Consider the following 16,592-nt stretch of genomic DNA (forward strand, 5'->3'; position numbering starts at 1 on the left):
GTTTTGGCCTCTGGCGCTTATCAGATGTGCGTATTCCGCTCTAAAAGATATAGCAACTGTGCTTTGGCCTCGGGCCATTCGCCCGAGCGCATGCTGTACATCACCGTGTCGCGGATGGTGCCGTCGCGGCGCAGCGCGTGGCCTCGGATCACGCCATCCTTTTGGGCGCCCAGGCGCTCGATGGCCTTTTGCGAGGCAAAGTTGTAGTTGTCGGTGCGCCAGCCCACCACGTGGCAACCCAGGGTGTCGAAGGCGTGGCCCATCATCAGCAGTTTGCAGGTGGTGTTGACGTGCGTGCGTTGCACGCTCTGGCAGTACCAGGTGTAGCCAATCTCCACGCGACGCACGGCGGGCAGGATGTCGTGGTAGCTGCTGCTGCCCAGCACCTTGCCAGTGGCCTCATCCACCACGGCGAACGCAAAACGGTGGCCTTCTTCCCGGCCTTTCAGTGCGGTCTCGATGTAGGCGCGGGTGTCCTCTGGCTCGGGCACGGAAGTGATGCGCAGCTTCCACAGCTCGCCATCCGCCGCAGCGGCGGCCAGGCCTTTTTCGTGCGAGAGCGCCAAGGGTTCGAGGCGCACGCCCCGGTTGCTCAGGATGACGGGTTCTACAAAGGCCATGGTCTCGGGTCTCTTCAGTCTTTGGAGGGTTTGCCGCGGCGGCTGGCCTGCCAGCGTTTGGCGGCATGCAGGCCCAGGCCACCGCCCAGGCCTACCAGGGCGATACCTATCAGGGTTGTGTTGCCGTAGCCCGGTGCAAAGATGTCCAGGCCCAGCCACTGGCCCAGCCAGAAACCGGCCAGGGCACCGCCGACAAAGCCAACGGCGTCGGCGATGCCGTCGGCCAGGGAAGGGGTTGTGGGTTGGGTCATTGCGGGGGACTACTTATCGGTTCCGTTGGTTCATGAACACCAGCTTTTCGAACAGGCTCACGTCCTGCTCGTTCTTGAGCAGCGCGCCCACCAGCGGCGGCACGGACACCTTGTTGTCGGCGCTTTGCAGGGCGGTGAGCGGGATGTCCTCGGCCACCAGCAGCTTGAGCCAGTCGAGCAGTTCGCTGGTGGAGGGCTTCTTCTTGAGGCCTGGCAGGTTGCGCACATCGTAGAAGGTCTTCATCGCCACGCCCAGCAGGTCGGCCTTGAGCGTGGGGAAGTGCACGTTCACGATCTGGCGCATCGTGTCGGCCTCGGGGAACTTGATGAAGTGGAAGAAACAGCGGCGCAGGAAGGCGTCGGGCAGTTCCTTTTCGTTGTTCGACGTGATGAACACCAGCGGGCGGTGCTTGGCCTTGATGAGTTCGCGTGTTTCGTAGCAGTAGAACTCCATGCGGTCGATTTCGCGCAGCAGGTCGTTCGGGAACTCGATGTCGGCCTTGTCGATCTCGTCGATCAGCAGCGCCACGGGGCGGTCGGCCGTGAAGGCCTGCCACAGTACGCCCTGGATGATGTAGTTGCGGATATTCTTCACGCGTTCGGCGCTGTCGCCATCATTGAGCTGGCTGTCGCGCAGGCGGCTCACCGCGTCGTATTCATACAGGCCCTGCTGCGCCTTGGTGGTGGACTTGATGTGCCACTGCAGCAGGGGCATGTCCAGGGCCTGGGCCACTTCCTCGGCCAGCATCGTCTTGCCCGTGCCGGGCTCCCCCTTGATCAGCAGCGGCCGCTGCAGTGTGATGGCGGCATTAACGGCGAGCATCAGGTCTTGGGTGGCGACGTAGTTCTGGGAGCCTTGGAATTTCATGGGGGAAAACACCGGATCGTTGATGGATGGGCTTGACAGGGCGCTGGCTATAATCGGCGGCTGATCAGAGCCCAGAGCTGAACTTCCACGAGATTGTGCGCGCAAAATGAACAAAACGTTGACCACGCTATTTGCCCTGGCTGTCGCTTCCGTGACCGCCTTGTCCCACGCCCAGGAAGCCAAAGGCGACGTGGAAGCCGGCAAGCAAAAGATTGCCATGTGTATTGGCTGCCACGGCATTGTTGGCTACCAGGCCAGCTTTCCTGAGGTGCACAAGGTGCCGATGATCTCTGGCCAGAGCGCCAAGTACATCGCAGCAGCCCTGGTGGCTTACCAAAAGGGCGAACGCAAGCACCCCACCATGCGTGGCATTGCGGAGTCGCTGAGCGAAAAAGACATCGCCGATGTGTCTGCCTACTACGAGCAGCACGGCAAGACCGGCGCCGAACTGCCTGCCAAGCCCACCCGCGAGCCGAGCGTGCAAGTGGCCGAGCTGCTCAAGAAGGGCGCTTGTGTGTCCTGCCACGGCGACAACTTCGCCAAGCCCATCGATCCTTCTTACCCCAAGATCGCGGGCCAGCATGCGGACTACCTGTTCGTGGCCCTCAAGTCCTACAAGGTGGAGAAGAACACCAACGTGGGCCGCAGCAACGCCATCATGGGTGGTGTGGCCAAGCAGTTCACCAACGCCGAGTTGAAGGCGCTGTCCAACTACTTGGGCAGCCTGGAAAGCGATCTGCACACGGTGCCCCAGTCGCGTTTCCGCTGACCGGGCGGCATCGCGCCAAAAACCCAGAGCCCGCCATTGGCGGGCTTTTTTGTGGGCGTTGCGTTTCTTTGTCCGCGCTGGCACGAATGCGCCTTGCTCCTACAAGGGGCTCTGGGGGGAGCCCCTACAATTGGCGTGGGTGTCGCAGTCATGGTGATTCGGCAGGTTCATGCGCTGGTCGGGCCGCCTCGCGGCTTGACTGCGACCACTGATGCAATCTTCCCCCACCCTGATCCAGGCGATCGGCGCTATCCTGTTCGGACTGGCGATCCTGCACACTTTCTCCACCAAGTATTTCACGCACCTGGCCCACACGCGGCCACGGCATGCGGGCATTTGGCATTTGCTGGGTGAGGTGGAAGTGGTCTTCGGCTTCTGGGCCTTGATCCTGATGCTGTTCATGTTCGCCATCAGCGGAAAACAGCAGGCCACGGACTATCTGGACAGCCGCAATTTCACCGAGCCGCTTTTTGTGTTTGCCATCATGGTGATTGCGGCCACGCGGCCCATCCTGCAACTGTCGGGTGCGGTGGTGCGCGGGTTGGCGAAGTGCATGCCTTTTCAGCGCGGCACGGCCATGTACTTCTTGGTGTTGTCGGTGGTGCCCTTACTCGGCTCGTTCATCACCGAGCCCGCCGCGATGACGCTGGCCGCGCTGATGCTGCGCGACATCCTGTTTTCTCAGCCCCTGTCGAGCAAGCTCAAGTATTCGACCATCGGCGTGTTGTTCGTCAACATCTCGATCGGCGGCACTTTGACGCCTTTTGCCGCGCCGCCCGTGCTGATGGTGGCCGCCCAGTGGGACTGGGACCTGTGGTTCATGATTTCCAACTTCGGCTGGAAAGCCGCCATCGCCGTGATCGTCAATGCCACCATTGCCACCCTGCTGTTTCGCAAGCAGGTCGGGCACATGGGCCGCAAGGTGGCGGTGGAGGATTCGCCCGTGCCACTGTCGGTCATCGTGGTGCACCTGGTGTTTCTGGCGCTGGTGGTGCTGTTTGCGCACCACCCTGCGGTGTTCATGGGGCTTTTCCTGTTTTTCCTGGGGTTCACCACGGCCTACCAGCGCCATCAAAACCCGCTGATCCTGCGCGAGGCCCTGCTGGTGGCCTTCTTCCTGGCGGGGTTGGTGGTGCTGGGGGGGCTGCAGCAGTGGTGGCTGCAGCCCATCCTGATGAAGATGGACGCCAATGCGGTGTTCTTTGGTGCCGCTGCGTTGACGGCGTTTACCGACAACGCGGCGCTCACCTACCTGGGCTCCCTGGTCGAGGGCTTGAGCCACGAGTTCAAGGTGGCGCTGGTGGCTGGTGCGGTGACGGGCGGTGGGTTGACGGTGATCGCCAATGCGCCGAACCCTGCCGGGGCGGCGATCTTGAAGGAGAAGTTCACCGACAGCGCCATCAACCCCCTGGGCCTGCTGCTGGGGGCGCTGCCACCCACCTTGGTGGCGGTGCTGGCGTTCAAGCTGTTGTGACGCCGTGCGCGGGGCGTCAGTCCCGCGTAGCGCGCCGCTGCACGCAGGCGATGTAGGCCTCGCCGTCGGGTGGGCGGCCTGCGCGCTGGCTCTCCCACAGCATTTCGCCCAGGCAGTCCATGGCCGCGTGGTGCGCGTCGTGCAACGAATCCAGGCGCGCCGTCAGCAGTTCCACCGCCTGGCGGATGCCACGGGGCTGGTCGATGCTGCACTGCTCGCTGATCGACAGGTGCATGGACAGGTGCAAAAACGGGTTGGTCTGGCCAGGTGTTTCGTCGTAATTGCGCGCCACGGCCGCGTCGGCGTCGGACAGGTCGGCGTGGTATTCGGGGTGCTCGGCGATCCACAGGCTGGCCAGCGTCTCGATGGCCTCCATGGGAGCGCCGCTCTGGGTCTTGGCGTGCACACCGCAGAGAAAGCGGCGCACGTCGGCTTGAGAGGGGCTGAACATGGCGGGAAGGTTAGCACGCAGGCCATGGGCCCATGGCCTGCGGGGACGGTTGCGCTACCTTGCGCTACGTGGTGCTGCGGCGGCGTCCTACGCGCGCGGGGCCTGGGTGCTCCTACAGTGGCGGTGCGCAGAGGAAGCCGGGTCCGCTCTGCCGATTCTTTACGAACCACCCGGCATGTGGGAGATGTGTCATGACTGCAATGCGAATCGTCGGGGCCTTGCTGCTGGTGTTGGGCCTGGCGGGCTTTTTGACCGGGGGTTTTAGCTTCACCAAGGAGACCACGCAGGCCAAGTTGGGCCCGCTGGAGCTGACGGTGAAGGAGAAGGAATCCGTCAACATCCCGCAGTGGATCAGCCTGGGCGCCATGGTGCTGGGTGGCGTAGTGCTGGTGCTGGGCTTTCGCAAGCGCTGACATGAATGAAAGACGAAGGGCGCTGAATGCGCCCTTCGTCTTTTCTTTTTTTTGAGTGTTCGCCCTCAACCCCGTGGCGCACCCATCATGCGCGAGATGGTCTTGGCCGCGCGCAGCAGGGCGGGCAGCAGCGTCTCCTGCATCATGGCCGCGCTGGTGCGGTTGGCCTGGCCGCTGATGTTGAGCGCGGCCACGGTGCGCCCTGTGCGGTCGGCCAGCGGCGCGGCGATCGAGATCAATCCCTCTTCCAGCTCCTGGTTCACCAGGCACCAGCCTTGCTGGCGCGCAGCGCGGATGCGTGCCAGCAGCGTGGGCAGGTCGGTGGCCGTGTGCTCGGTGTGGCGCGTGAGCGGGTGCTCTGCCAGGCGCGCCTGCAATTCCTCATCGGGCAGCCCGGCCAGCAGCACGCGGCCCATCGACGTCCAGGGGGCGGGCAGGCGCGAGCCCACGCCCAGGTTGGTGCGCATGATCTTGTGCGTGGGCACGCGCAGCACATAGACGATATCGAGGCCGTCGAGCACGGCGGCCGATGACGACTCGCGCACCTCTTCCACCAGGTCTTCCATCACCGGCTCGGCCAGGTTCCAGATCGGCAGCGACGAGAGGTAGGCAAACCCCAGGTCCAGGATGCGCGGGCTCAGGCGAAATAGCTTGCCGTCCGTCTCTACATACCCCAGCGTCTGCAGCGTGAGCAGGATGCGCCGCGCCCCTGCCCGCGTGAGGCCCGTGCGCGCAGCCACCTCGCTCAGCGTTTGCTGCGGCGCGCTGGCGCTGAACGAGCGGATTACCTCCAGCCCACGCGCGAACGACTGCACATAGCTGTCGCTGGGTTTGGGGTCTTTGGTGGGGAGCGTTTCGGGATTCATGCGGCGGCCCTCTATAATTCTTTATGCGAACATTTGTTCTATAAGCGAACAAATTCTAACCCGAAATCTGAGACATCACGAAAGCGTTTCGATGATCAACAAATTGGCGGACTCGGTGGCCCAGGCCCTTTTGGGAGTGAAGGATGGTGCCACGGTGTTGATTGGGGGTTTCGGCACAGCCGGCATCCCCGGCGAGCTCATCGACGGGCTCATCGCCCACGGCGCGCGCGACCTCACCGTGGTGAACAACAACGCAGGCAACGCCGACCAGGGCCTGGCCGCGCTGCTCAAGGCGGGTCAGGTGCGCAAGATCATCTGCAGCTTTCCGCGCCAGACCGATAGCTACGTGTTCGACGAGCTGTACCGCAGCGGCAAGCTGGAGCTCGAACTCGTGCCCCAGGGCAACCTGGCCGAACGCCTGCGCGCAGCGGGCGCGGGCATTGGCGCCTTTTTCTGCCCCACGGGCCATGGCACCGAGCTGGCCCGCAACGCAGACGGGTCCAGCAAGGAGACGCGCGAGATCAACGGCAAACACTACGTGCTCGAGTACCCCATCCACGGCGACGTGGCGCTCATCAAGGCCGAGAAGGGCGACCGCTGGGGCAACCTCACCTACCGCATGTCGGCGCGCAACTTCGGCCCCGTGATGGCCACCGCCGCCAAGACCACCGTCGCCACCGTGCACGAGGTAGTGGATCTGGGCACGCTGGACCCCGAATCCATCGTTACCCCTGGCATCTACGTGAGCCACGTCGTGAAGATCGGGCGCACGGCCACGCAGGCGGGTGGTTTCAAGAGATCGGAGTAAAAATGCCATCTAGCGCACAACTATCAAGCGTGAGCAGCTATCAAAAACGTAGTAAAGACGAACTGGCCCGCCGCGTGGCGCAGGACATCCACGACGGCGCCTACGTCAACCTGGGCATCGGCCAGCCCACCCTGGTGGCCAACCACATCCCGGCAGGGCGCGAAGTCATCCTGCAAAGCGAAAACGGCATCCTGGGCATGGGCCCGGCACCGGCTGCAGGGCTGGAAGACTACGACCTCATCAACGCCGGAAAACAGCCCGTGACCTTGCTGTCCGGCGGCGCCTACTTTCACCATGCCGACAGCTTCGCGATGATGCGCGGCGGCCACCTCGACATTTGTGTGCTGGGCGCCTTCCAGGTCAGCGCCACCGGCGACCTCGCCAACTGGAGCACCGGCGAGCCCGGTGCCATCCCGGCCGTGGGCGGTGCCATGGACCTGGCCATCGGTGCCAAGCAGACCTGGGTGATGATGGATCTGCTGACCAAACAGGGCGCCAGCAAGATCGTTGAGCGCTGCACCTACCCACTGACTGGCGTGGCCTGCGTGAAGCGCATCTACACCGACCTGTGCACGCTGGCCTGCACGCCCACCGGGCTGCAACTGATCGACGCCGTGCCCGGCATCACACATGCCGAGCTGGAGCAAATGGTGGGCCTGCCCATCCGTGCTGCGGCTGTTGAATGAGTCATTTCGCCACCAGGCCCCACCCGTTCGGGCTGAGCCTGTCGAAGCCAGGGCGCTGCGCAAGCAGCCCTTCGACAGGCTCAGGGCGAACGGCGGGGCTCGCTATTTCCACTGAGTAGAAACCGAGGAGACAACCCCATGACCACACGCCAAGCCTTTATCTGTGACGCCATCCGCACCCCCTTCGGCCGCTACGGCGGCGCATTGAGCAGCGTGCGCACCGACGACCTGGGCGCCATCCCCATCAAGGCGTTGATGGACCGCAACCCCGGCGTGGACTGGGCCGCAGTGACCGACGTGCTCTACGGCTGCGCCAACCAGGCCGGTGAAGACAACCGCAACGTGGCCCACATGAGCAGCCTGCTGGCGGGCCTGCCCATCGACGTCGCGGGCGCCACCATCAACCGCCTGTGCGGTTCGGGGCTCGATGCCGTGGGCACGGCGGCGCGTGCCATCAAGGCGGGCGAGGCGGGCTTGATGATCGCGGGCGGCGTGGAGAGCATGAGCCGCGCGCCTTTTGTCATGCCCAAGGCCGAGAGCGCCTTCAGCCGCAACAACGCGGTGTATGACACCACCATCGGCTGGCGCTTCATCAACAAGCTGATGAAGGAAAAGTACGGCGTCGATTCCATGCCCGAAACCGCCGAGAACGTGGCCACCGACTTCGGCATCGAGCGCGCCGCGCAAGACCGCATGGCCCTGGCCAGCCAGCTCAATGCCGTGGCGGCCATCAAGGCGGGCCACCTAGCGCGCGAGATCGTGCCCGTGCACATCCCGCAAAAGAAGGGCGATGCCATCGTGGTGAGCCAGGACGAACACCCGCGCGAGACCAGCCTGGAAGCGCTGGCCAAGCTCAAGGGCGTGGTGCGGCCCGATGGCACGGTGACAGCAGGCAACGCCAGCGGCGTGAACGACGGCGCCTGCGCGCTGCTGTTGGCCGACGAAGCCAACGCCGCCAAATATGGCCTCAAGCCCCGCGCCCGCGTGGTGGGCATGGCCGTGGCGGGCGTGGCACCGCGCATCATGGGCTTTGGCCCCACGCCCGCCACGCAGAAGGTGCTGGCGCAAACGGGCCTGACCATCGACCACATGGACGTGATCGAACTCAACGAAGCCTTTGCCGCGCAGGGCCTGGCCGTGCTGCGCGCGCTGGGTTTGAAGGACGACGACGCACGCGTCAACGCCTGGGGCGGCGCCATTGCGCTGGGCCACCCGCTGGGTGCCAGCGGTGCGCGCCTGGTCACCACCGCCGTGAACCGCTTGCACGAGCATGCGGGCCAGTACGCGCTGTGCACCATGTGCATCGGCGTGGGGCAGGGCATTGCCATCATTCTGGAGCGCGTGTGACGGTGACGGAACGCAACCCCACCCCGGTCGCCGTCATCACCGGCGCCAGCAATGGCATTGGCCGCGCGATTGCCGAAGCCGTGTTGGCCCAGGGCCATGCGGTGGTCAACCTGGACTATGTGCTGCCCAGCTGGAGCCACCCACGCCTCATCTCGTACCAGGGCGACCTGACCGACGAGGCATCGACCCGCGAACGCGCCGCCGAGATCGCCGCCAAACACAACGTGACGGCCCTGGTGAACAACGCGGGCGCCACGCGCCCCGGCACCATCGACACCGCCACCACGCAGCAGCTGGATGACGTGGTGGGCCTGCACCTGCGTGCGCCCATGCTGCTGGTGCAGGCGTTTTTGCCCACGCTGCGTGCCAGCGGCCAGGGGCGCATCGTCAACATGTCGTCACGCGCCGCTTTGGGCAAAGGCGAGCGCATCGTGTACTCGGCCACCAAGGCCGGAATGATCGGTTTGACACGCACGCTGGCCATGGAACTGGGGCGTGACGGCATCACCGTCAACGCCATCGGCCCCGGCCCCATTGCTACCGAACTCTTCCGCCAGAGCAACCCCGAGGGCGCGCCGCAAACGCAGCGCATTCTCAGCAGCATTGCCGTGGGCCGCATGGGCACGCCCGAAGACGTGGCGCGCGCGGCGCTGTTTTTCCTCTCGCCTGACAACGGTTTTGTGACCGGGCAGGTGCTGTATGTGTGCGGCGGCACCACGCTGGGCATTGCTCCTGTGTGAGATGACAACCCCCTGAGTCGCCCTCGGTGCGGGGCGGCCCTTCCTCGGCGTCCCGCGCTTGCGCTGCGCCAGTCTCGTGCGCCGTCCCGCACCGTGCACTATTTCAATCAACCCCCATCTTTGAAGGAGACCCCCATGCCACATTCCCACTCCACCCGCCGCTTCGCCCTGGGCACCATCGCCTCGGCTGCCGCTCTGGGCGCGGGCCTGCTGGCCGGTGCACCGGCCATGGCCCAGGCCTATCCCAGCAAAACCGTCACCATCATCGTGCCGTTTGCGGCTGGTGGCACCACCGACATCCTGGCGCGCATCATCGGCCAGGCGCTCACAAGCGAGCTGGGCCAATCCGTCATCGTGGACAACCGCGCGGGCGCAGGCGGCAACATCGGCGGCGCGCTGGCGGCCAAAGCGACTGCTGACGGCTACACGCTCTTCATGGGCACGGTGGGCACACACGCCATCAACGCCAGCCTGTACAAGAAGATGCCCTTCGATCCGGTCAAAGACTTCGCGCCCCTCACGCGCGTGGCCAACGTGCCCAACCTGCTGGTGGCCAACCCCGCCAGGCCCTACAAAAGCGTAAAAGAGCTGATCGCCTACGCCAAGGCCAACCCCGGCAAGGTGGACTTCGGCTCCTCGGGCAACGGCAGCTCCATCCACCTGTCGGGCGAGCTGTTCAAGAGCTTGGCCAAGGTGGACATGGTGCACGTGCCTTACAAGGGCAGCGCCCCGGCTGTCACCGATCTGCTGGGCAACCAGATCGGCATCATGTTCGACAACATGCCCTCGGCCATCCAGCATGTGCGCAGCGGCAAGCTGGTGCCGATTGCCGTGACCACGGCCAAGCGCTCGCCCGAGCTGCCCAACGTTCCCACTATTGCCGAAGCCGGTGTGCCCGGCTACGAGGCCACCTCCTGGTTCGGTATGTTCGCGCCTGCGGGCACGCCCGCGCCGGTGCTGGCCAAGCTCAACACCGCGCTGGTCAAGGTGCTGAACCAGGCCGACGTGAAGAAAAAGATCAACGAGCAGGGCGCCGAGACCTACAGCGAAACGCCCGAGCAGTTCGCTGCCTTCATCCAGGCCGAATCGGTGAAGTGGGGCAAGGTGGTCAAGGAGTCTGGGGCAAGTTTGGATTGATCTCCGCTGCAGCTCGTTGGTGCTATTAAATTAATAGCTGCTACCGCTTGATATACAAGCGGTAGCAGCTATTTTTCTTAAACCCTGGTGGGCTGCGCTCACTGCACGCGGTACACCCGCCCCGTCTGCGCGCCTTCCACGCTGCGCTGGTAGGCCAGGGCCGCACGTGCGGCGGGCACGGGTTCAAAGCCCGGGAAGAAGGGGGCGTAGCTGCCCATCGATTCGGTGAGCACCGTGGGGCTGACGGCGTTGATGCGCAGGCCGCGTGGCAGCTCGATGGCGGCGGCGGCCACAAAGCCCTCAATGGCCGCATTCACGGCGCTGGCGCTGGCGCCGTTGCGGATGGGCTCGGTGCTCAGGATGCCGCTGATCAGCGTGATGGAGCCGCCGTCGTTCAAGTGCTGTTGGCCCAGCAGCGCCAGCTGCACCTGGCCCAGCAGCTTGTCCTGCAGGCCCAGGTTGAACTGCGCGGGTGTCATGTCGGCCAGGGGGCCGAAATGCACATTGCCCGCCGTGCTCACGATGGCATCGACCTTGCCAACGGCCGCAAACAGCGCGGCCAGCGAGGCGGGTTGGGCGAGGTCGGCCTGGTGCATGCCGCTGTTGCGGCCCACGGTGATCACATCATGGCGGGCGCCCAAGTTGGCCAGCACGGCCTGGCCGATGGTGCCGCTGGCGCCGATGAGAAGAATCTTGGACATGGTGTTTTCCTTGGGTTGAAGAATCGATGAGCCTTGATTCTTTTGCTAATCGATCAATGCATAAAGTACATTGAAGTTCTTTTGGTGATAACCATTGATTAGGAATTGCCATGGACAAGCTGCGCAGCATGGAGGTCATGGTGGCCGTGGTCGAGGCGGGCAGCTTTGCCGCCGCTGCGCGCCAGCTCGACATCTCGGCGGTGATGGTGGGCAAGCACATCCAGCAGCTCGAAACCCACCTGGGCGCAAGCCTGCTCCAGCGCAGCACGCGCCGCAGCAGCCTGACGGAGGTGGGTGCGGCGTTTTACGAGGACAGCAAACGTGTGCTGGAGCAGGTGCGCTGGGCCGAGTCAGCGGTAGAGCGCAGCCGTGCCACGCCCCAGGGCCTGCTGCGCGTGAGTGCGCCCTTCACGATGGGCAGCCATGTGATCGCCCCGTTGGTGGCTGAATTTCTGCAGCGCCATGAGCAGGTGCGTGTGGACCTGCAGCTCACCGACAGCGTGGTGGACCTGGCAGGCGAGGGCTTTGATGCAGCCGTGCGCATTGGCGGTGTAGTGGATGAGGGCCTGGTGGCCCGCCCGCTGCGCCCCTACCGCATGGTGATTGCCGCCGCACCCGCCTACCTGCAGCGCCACGGCACGCCAGAGCGTGCGGCCGACCTGGCGCGCCACCAGTGCCTGAGCCATTCGGTGTGGCAGCGCCGCGTGGAGTGGACGCTGCGCGACGGCAACCAAGAGTTCTACTGGCCCGAGCAAGCCCGTTTTGTGTGCAACCAGGGCGACGGCCTGCGCCAGGCCGCGCTGCGCGGCCTGGGCTTGGTCATGCAGCCCGAGGTGCTATTGGCCGAAGACCTGGCCAGCGGCGCCCTGGTGCCCGTGATGCCGCAGTGCCTGCCCGCGTCACGGCCCATGCACCTGGTTTATGCGCCTGATAGGCGGCAGTTGCCTAAGTTGGCGCGGTTTGTGGAGCATGTGGTGGGGGCGTTGGGCGCGCCATAGCATCTCGCTCAGTGCAATTAATGCGATCAATGCGGGCAAGGCGGCCCGTCCGTCATTCCACGGCATCGCGGGGCACTTCCGGCCCGATCTTGAACACCCCGCTGACCCGCGCGCACGGCACGCCATCGGCCGTGACCAGCCCCTGCGCAAACACCAGTGAGCGCGTGACGCGCAGCGGCTCGGCTTCGCCCTCCACCCAGGCGCCCAGCGGGGCGGGGGCCAGGTAGTCGATCTGAAGGCTGATGGTGGGCAAGAAGCGGTCGGCCACCTGGGCGTTTTTGCGGTGCACCGACAGGGGCAGCAGCATGTCGCAAAAGGTGGCCATCATGCCGCCGTGCAGATTGCCCATGGGGTTGGTGTGCCGCCGCTCCACACGAAAGCCGAACTTCACCACCTCGCCCTGGTGCAGCAGATACAGCGGGCCGTTGTGCTGGATGTAGGGGCCACCGGCCTGCAGGGCGGCAAAGCCTGCGGGGATGACGGTGGCGATGGGCTTTTCGGCGGCTTGCATCAGCGGGCTTCCTTTTCAATGTCGTGGGCAAAGCTGGCATCTTGCAGGCTGCTGCGGGTGGCGTCGCCCGCCAGCCAGCCGCCGTACACGGTGCGAAAGTCGGCCACGATCTGGTCGAGCGGCATGTCGTCAAAGGCGCCGCGCTGGTGCACGTATTCCATGTGGCGCTGGCCGGTCTTGTCGAACGGGTGGTAGATCGAATCTGCGACACCATCAAACGTGAGTGGCAGCAGGCCAAAGCGGTCGCACAGCTCGATGTTGAACGCTGGCGTGGCCTTGCGCCAGGCGCCGTCCAGCCAGATATCGGCGTAGCCGTGCCAGATGAAGAGGTCGGTTTTCATGGTCTCGCGCATGCGTTCAGTGGATAGGTGATTACGCACGTCGGCAAAACCCATGCGCGCCGGGATGCCTGCCGCACGGCACACGGCGGTGAGCAGCGCGGCCTTGGGAACGCACCAGCCGTGGCCATTGGCCAGCACGGTGCTGGCCGTCATGCCGTGGGACGAAAGGTCGATGCGATAAGGGTCGTAGCGAAAGCCGTCGCGCACTGCCAGGTACAGGGCCACGGCGCGTTCGCGGTCATCGCTGCCGCGCGCGTGTTCGGCGGCGAATGCCTGGACAGTGGGCGCGTTGCTGTCGATGAGCGTGGTGGTACTCAGGTGGGCGGGGGTGGGGCGGTCGGTCATGAGGGCTCTCCTGTGGACCCAGTGTGCAGGCGGCCCCGGCACAAGGCTGTCACGGTGGCGCCACCCGGTGCTGTGTTCTTTGATTCACACCCGCCAGGCGGGCAATTGCCAGTTGCGCCACAGCGCAATGCCGCGCAGCCCGGCGGTGAGCGCCACGCAGGCGAGCAGTGGCGCCCAGTCGGGTGCGTGCAGGTGGCGCAGTGCCACGTCAGCCCAGCCGCCCGCGAAGGCGCACAGTGCGTAGGGGCGGTGGTCGCTGAAGGCCTGGGGCACCTCGTTGCACAGCACATCGCGCAGCACGCCGCCAAAGACGCCGGTGATCACGCCCATCATCACGCTGATGATGGGCGGCATGCCGATGGCGGTGGCGATGTCCACACCCACCGCCGCGAACAGCCCGAGGCCAATGGCGTCGGGCAGCAGCATGGCGCGTTCGGTGGGCTGAAAGTGGCGTTGGCGCATGAACAGCATCGCACCCAGGCTGAGGGCCAGGATGCCCCAGACAAAGCTGGTGTGGCGTATCCAGAAAAAGGGCCGCTGGTCCAGCAGCAGATCACGCAGCGTGCCGCCGCCAAAGGCGGCCACGAACGCCACCACGCACACGCCCACGGCGTCGAGCCGCTTGTGCGCGGCGGCGATGATGCCCGACAGCGCGAAGGCGATGGTGGCGGCCACTTCCAGCAGGAAGCGCAGGGTGTGCACCCAAGGGGCGTCAAGCAACTGGTCCATGGGCGCGATTGTGCCGTGGCGCGCAGGGCTGTGGTGGCAACGGGTTCAGGCTATTTTGCTATTAAATGAATAGCTTATTGTGCTTGTATTTAAAGCGCTAGGGCCAGATTTGATGAATGGTTTTTCCCCAGGGGTTCGCAAGAACCCCTGGGGTTAGCTATTGCCAGTAGCGCGGCGGCGCGGCAGAGCGGCAGAGCATCAGAAGAAGTAGGTCAACCCCACGCTGAAGCTGCGCGGCATGGCGGGCGACACCACATTGGCGTTGATGGCGCCGTCGTAGTAGGCCTTGTTGAACAGGTTCTTCACACCCGCCGTGATGCGGTAGCTGTCGCCCGCGTAGCTGACGGATGCATCGGCCACGAAGTACGAAGGCAGCGTGAAGGGGTATGAGCCGATTTGCTCGCTCACGTAGCGCCCGCCCAGGCCCAGTGTGACGCGCTGGTACTGCGGCAGCTTGTAGGTGGCCCAGGCCGTGAGCGTGTGGCGCGGCGTGAGGTTGAGCGGCTGGCCTACGATGGCGGCGTTGTTGTCGCGCGTGACCTCGGTCTGCGTGTAGGTGTAGGCGCTGGTGAGTTTCCAGCCGTTTTTCAGGTCTGCGCCCAGCTCCAGCTCCAGGCCACGTGCGCGCTGCTCGCCGGTCTGCACGCTGAATCCGGTGTTCACCGGGTCGGCGGTGCTCACGTTCTGGCGGGTCAGGTCGAACAGGGCAAGCGCGCCGGTGAACTGGCCGCCGGGGGCCTCGTATTTCACGCCGGTCTCCCACTGTTTGCCGGTCTCGGGCACAAAGGGCGTGCCGCCAAAGCTGACACCCGACACGGGCAGGAAGGATTCACCGTAGCTGCCGTAGGCGGCCCAGCCGGGCTTGAACTCGTACACCAAGCCGGCCGACAAGGTGGTGGCGCTGTTTTTTTGCTGTGTTTGCTTGCCGCTCACTCGATTGTCGATGTTGTTGGTGGACCAGTCGCGCCGCAGGCCCACCAAGGCCGTCCAGCCCTGGCCGAACTTGATCTGGTCCTGCGCATAAAGGCCTGCCACGGTGAGCTTGGCGGGGGCGTTGTTGGTCAGCGCTTCGGGGCATGTGGCCTGCGTTCCATAGACCGGCTTGAACAGGTCCAGCGCGCCGATGCGGCAGGTGCGGCTGGCCTGCAGGCTATGGCCGCTGCGCAGGTCCAGGCCCGTTACCAATTGGTGTTGGGCGCCCAGTGCCTCGAAGCGCGAGAGCAGCGAGGTGTCGGTGGCCAGCAGGTCAAAATCCATGTACTGGCGCGACGCTTGGCGGTTTTGCAGCCGCTGGTTGGCCTGAAGCGCCTGGTTGGACACGAAGTTGCCCGTGCCCTTCTCGGTCTCGTAGCGCACGTTCTGTCGCAGGCTCATGGCCTGCGACAACCGGTGCTCCAGCGCGTAGCCGACCGTGGTGCTCTCCACGTCATACACACCAAAGGCCGGGTCGCCGGTGAACATCGTGACGGGCAGCTTGCCATTGCGGTTGGGCAGCACCGTGCCATAGGGCGTGATGCCCTGCTGGCGCAGCCACTCACTGCGGCTGTAGGTGGCAAACAGCACCAGATCGGTGTCGCGGCCCATGTCGATGGAGAGCGATGGGGCGAACCAGCGGTCTTTGCGGTATACGAACTGCGTGGGGTCGTCGCTGTTGGACACCATGGCGTTAATGCGCAGCGCCGTCTTACCCGATTCAGACAGCGGGCGGTTGAAGTCGGCCTGCAGCGTGCGCTGTCCAAAGCTGCCCACCTCCACGCCGACTTCGTTCAGTGCTTCCTTTTTGGGCCGCTTGCTGATGGCGTTGACGATGCCGCCCGGCTGCACCTGGCCATAGAGTACCGAAGCCGAGCCCTTGAGCACCTCAAAGCGCTCATAGCCATAGGGCTGCAGCTTTGCCCACATGCCAGGGCTTTGCACCAGGCCATCGACCAGGATGGATTCGGTCGAGCGAAAGCCCCGGATGTTGAGGTCATCAAACCCCCGGCGCCCAAAGTTGACGGGGCTCACACCCGCCACGGTCTGCAGCGCCTGCTGCACGTTCACGATCTGGCGCGACTCCATCTGCTCGCGCGTGACCACGCTGATGGACTGCGGCGTCTCCAGCCGCCGCATAGGTGCCTTGCCCGCCGTCTGCGCCTCGACGGGCGCAAAGCCCATGTCCTTTTCGGTGCTGGCGTTGATGCGGATTTCTTGGAGTTGGGGGGCTGTGGCGTCGGAGGCCGGAGCGCCGGTTTGTTGCGCCAGGGCGGCTTGCGTGAGGCACAGAGCCAATGGTGTCAGGGCGAACAGGCTGACTTTGTGGGTGGACGAGGGGGCGAAAAGCGGAAGCGTGCGGGTAGCGCTGGGCGCCAAGGCCGCGCGGGAAGATTGGAAAGACATGGATGTCCCGGTGATGGAGGGTGCGCAAAACGCGGGTGCACTGGCTCGCGTTGTGTGTCCGGGACGCTGGCTGGTAGAAAATTAAATTTTAATGCGAATCATTGTTATTTGTAAATTTCAACTGAACGATGCTGCTCAAGCGCGCCGCAGGTCAAAAC

At 64.7% G+C, this 16,592-nt stretch carries 19 protein-coding genes; 9 read left to right on the forward strand and 10 right to left on the reverse strand.

The window, feature by feature from the left end; genetic code table 11:
* Positions 1-20 precede the first annotated feature (20 nt).
* From Q0105_RS11375 to Q0105_RS11385, 3 genes are read right to left on the reverse strand one after another with little or no spacing between them, the layout of a single operon-like run.
* Positions 21-620, reverse strand: coding sequence for a GNAT family N-acetyltransferase (locus tag Q0105_RS11375; RefSeq protein ID WP_298211810.1), 600 nt, complete (start codon positions 618-620; stop codon positions 21-23).
* 14 nt (positions 621-634) lie between these two features.
* Positions 635-871 (reverse strand): hypothetical protein, encoded by a 237-nt coding sequence (locus tag Q0105_RS11380; protein ID WP_298211811.1) that lies wholly within the window; start codon positions 869-871, stop codon positions 635-637.
* 13 nt (positions 872-884) lie between these two features.
* Entirely contained in the window at positions 885-1,739 is an 855-nt protein-coding gene (locus tag Q0105_RS11385) for a MoxR family ATPase (protein WP_298211812.1), read from the reverse strand.
* A gap of 106 nt (positions 1,740-1,845) precedes the next feature.
* Here Q0105_RS11385 and Q0105_RS11390 point away from each other — a divergent pair, with 106 nt between their 5' ends.
* On the forward strand, positions 1,846-2,508 hold the full coding sequence (locus Q0105_RS11390) for a c-type cytochrome (RefSeq protein ID WP_298211813.1): 663 nt from the start codon (positions 1,846-1,848) through the stop codon (positions 2,506-2,508).
* A 211-nt stretch (positions 2,509-2,719) separates the two neighbouring features.
* Positions 2,720-3,982: a putative Na+/H+ antiporter gene (locus tag Q0105_RS11395; RefSeq protein ID WP_298211814.1), complete on the forward strand. Its 1,263-nt coding sequence runs from the start codon at positions 2,720-2,722 to the stop codon at positions 3,980-3,982.
* Between the two features lie 16 nt (positions 3,983-3,998).
* Here Q0105_RS11395 and Q0105_RS11400 read toward each other — a convergent pair whose 3' ends face one another.
* Positions 3,999-4,433: a DUF1841 family protein gene (locus Q0105_RS11400; RefSeq protein ID WP_063458898.1), complete on the reverse strand. Its 435-nt coding sequence runs from the start codon at positions 4,431-4,433 to the stop codon at positions 3,999-4,001.
* A 191-nt stretch (positions 4,434-4,624) separates the two neighbouring features.
* Here Q0105_RS11400 and Q0105_RS11405 point away from each other — a divergent pair, with 191 nt between their 5' ends.
* The gene (locus Q0105_RS11405; RefSeq protein ID WP_298211815.1) at positions 4,625-4,846 is read left to right on the forward strand and encodes a hypothetical protein; all 222 of its coding nucleotides are present in this window, start codon (positions 4,625-4,627) and stop codon (positions 4,844-4,846) included.
* 65 nt (positions 4,847-4,911) lie between these two features.
* On the opposite strand, the gene Q0105_RS11410 is transcribed toward Q0105_RS11405, so the two are convergent.
* Positions 4,912-5,712, reverse strand: a complete 801-nt coding sequence (locus tag Q0105_RS11410; protein ID WP_298211816.1) for an IclR family transcriptional regulator C-terminal domain-containing protein — start codon at positions 5,710-5,712, stop codon at positions 4,912-4,914.
* A 91-nt stretch (positions 5,713-5,803) separates the two neighbouring features.
* Here Q0105_RS11410 and Q0105_RS11415 point away from each other — a divergent pair, with 91 nt between their 5' ends.
* From Q0105_RS11415 to Q0105_RS11435, 5 genes are all read left to right on the forward strand, one after another.
* On the forward strand, positions 5,804-6,520 hold the full coding sequence (locus tag Q0105_RS11415) for a 3-oxoacid CoA-transferase subunit A (protein WP_298211817.1): 717 nt from the start codon (positions 5,804-5,806) through the stop codon (positions 6,518-6,520).
* Between the two features lie 29 nt (positions 6,521-6,549).
* Entirely contained in the window at positions 6,550-7,206 is a 657-nt protein-coding gene (locus Q0105_RS11420; RefSeq protein ID WP_298211856.1) for a 3-oxoacid CoA-transferase subunit B, read from the forward strand.
* Between the two features lie 138 nt (positions 7,207-7,344).
* On the forward strand, positions 7,345-8,553 hold the full coding sequence (gene pcaF, locus Q0105_RS11425) for a 3-oxoadipyl-CoA thiolase (RefSeq protein WP_298211818.1): 1,209 nt from the start codon (positions 7,345-7,347) through the stop codon (positions 8,551-8,553).
* Positions 8,550-9,293, forward strand: coding sequence for an SDR family oxidoreductase (locus tag Q0105_RS11430; RefSeq protein ID WP_298211819.1), 744 nt, complete (start codon positions 8,550-8,552; stop codon positions 9,291-9,293). The genes pcaF and Q0105_RS11430 overlap by 4 nt, the downstream gene beginning before the upstream one ends.
* A gap of 135 nt (positions 9,294-9,428) precedes the next feature.
* Positions 9,429-10,430: a tripartite tricarboxylate transporter substrate binding protein gene (locus Q0105_RS11435; RefSeq protein ID WP_298211820.1), complete on the forward strand. Its 1,002-nt coding sequence runs from the start codon at positions 9,429-9,431 to the stop codon at positions 10,428-10,430.
* Between the two features lie 98 nt (positions 10,431-10,528).
* Here the strand turns inward: Q0105_RS11435 and Q0105_RS11440 are convergent, their stop codons facing one another.
* Positions 10,529-11,131 carry a short chain dehydrogenase gene (locus Q0105_RS11440; RefSeq protein ID WP_298211821.1) on the reverse strand — a complete coding sequence of 201 codons (603 nt, stop codon included), beginning with the start codon at positions 11,129-11,131 and terminating at the stop codon, positions 10,529-10,531.
* 110 nt (positions 11,132-11,241) lie between these two features.
* On the opposite strand from Q0105_RS11440, the gene Q0105_RS11445 reads away from it, so the two are divergent.
* Entirely contained in the window at positions 11,242-12,129 is an 888-nt protein-coding gene (locus Q0105_RS11445; RefSeq protein ID WP_298211822.1) for a LysR family transcriptional regulator, read from the forward strand.
* A gap of 52 nt (positions 12,130-12,181) precedes the next feature.
* On the opposite strand, the gene Q0105_RS11450 is transcribed toward Q0105_RS11445, so the two are convergent.
* The 4 genes from Q0105_RS11450 to Q0105_RS11465 form a co-directional block, all read right to left on the reverse strand.
* A complete protein-coding gene (locus Q0105_RS11450) occupies positions 12,182-12,640 on the reverse strand; it encodes a PaaI family thioesterase (protein ID WP_298211823.1) in 459 nt (152 codons plus the stop codon).
* Complete coding sequence (locus Q0105_RS11455) at positions 12,640-13,326, reverse strand: transglutaminase family protein (protein ID WP_298211824.1); 687 nt, start codon at positions 13,324-13,326, stop codon at positions 12,640-12,642. The genes Q0105_RS11450 and Q0105_RS11455 overlap by 1 nt, the downstream gene beginning before the upstream one ends.
* Positions 13,327-13,410: 84 nt before the next feature.
* On the reverse strand, positions 13,411-14,055 hold the full coding sequence (locus tag Q0105_RS11460; protein ID WP_298211825.1) for a trimeric intracellular cation channel family protein: 645 nt from the start codon (positions 14,053-14,055) through the stop codon (positions 13,411-13,413).
* 198 nt (positions 14,056-14,253) lie between these two features.
* Complete coding sequence (locus tag Q0105_RS11465) at positions 14,254-16,434, reverse strand: TonB-dependent siderophore receptor (RefSeq protein WP_298211826.1); 2,181 nt, start codon at positions 16,432-16,434, stop codon at positions 14,254-14,256.
* Positions 16,435-16,592 lie beyond the last annotated feature (158 nt).

This window comes from Acidovorax sp., assembly GCF_027492855.1.
Lineage (GTDB): Bacteria > Pseudomonadota > Gammaproteobacteria > Burkholderiales > Burkholderiaceae_C > Acidovorax.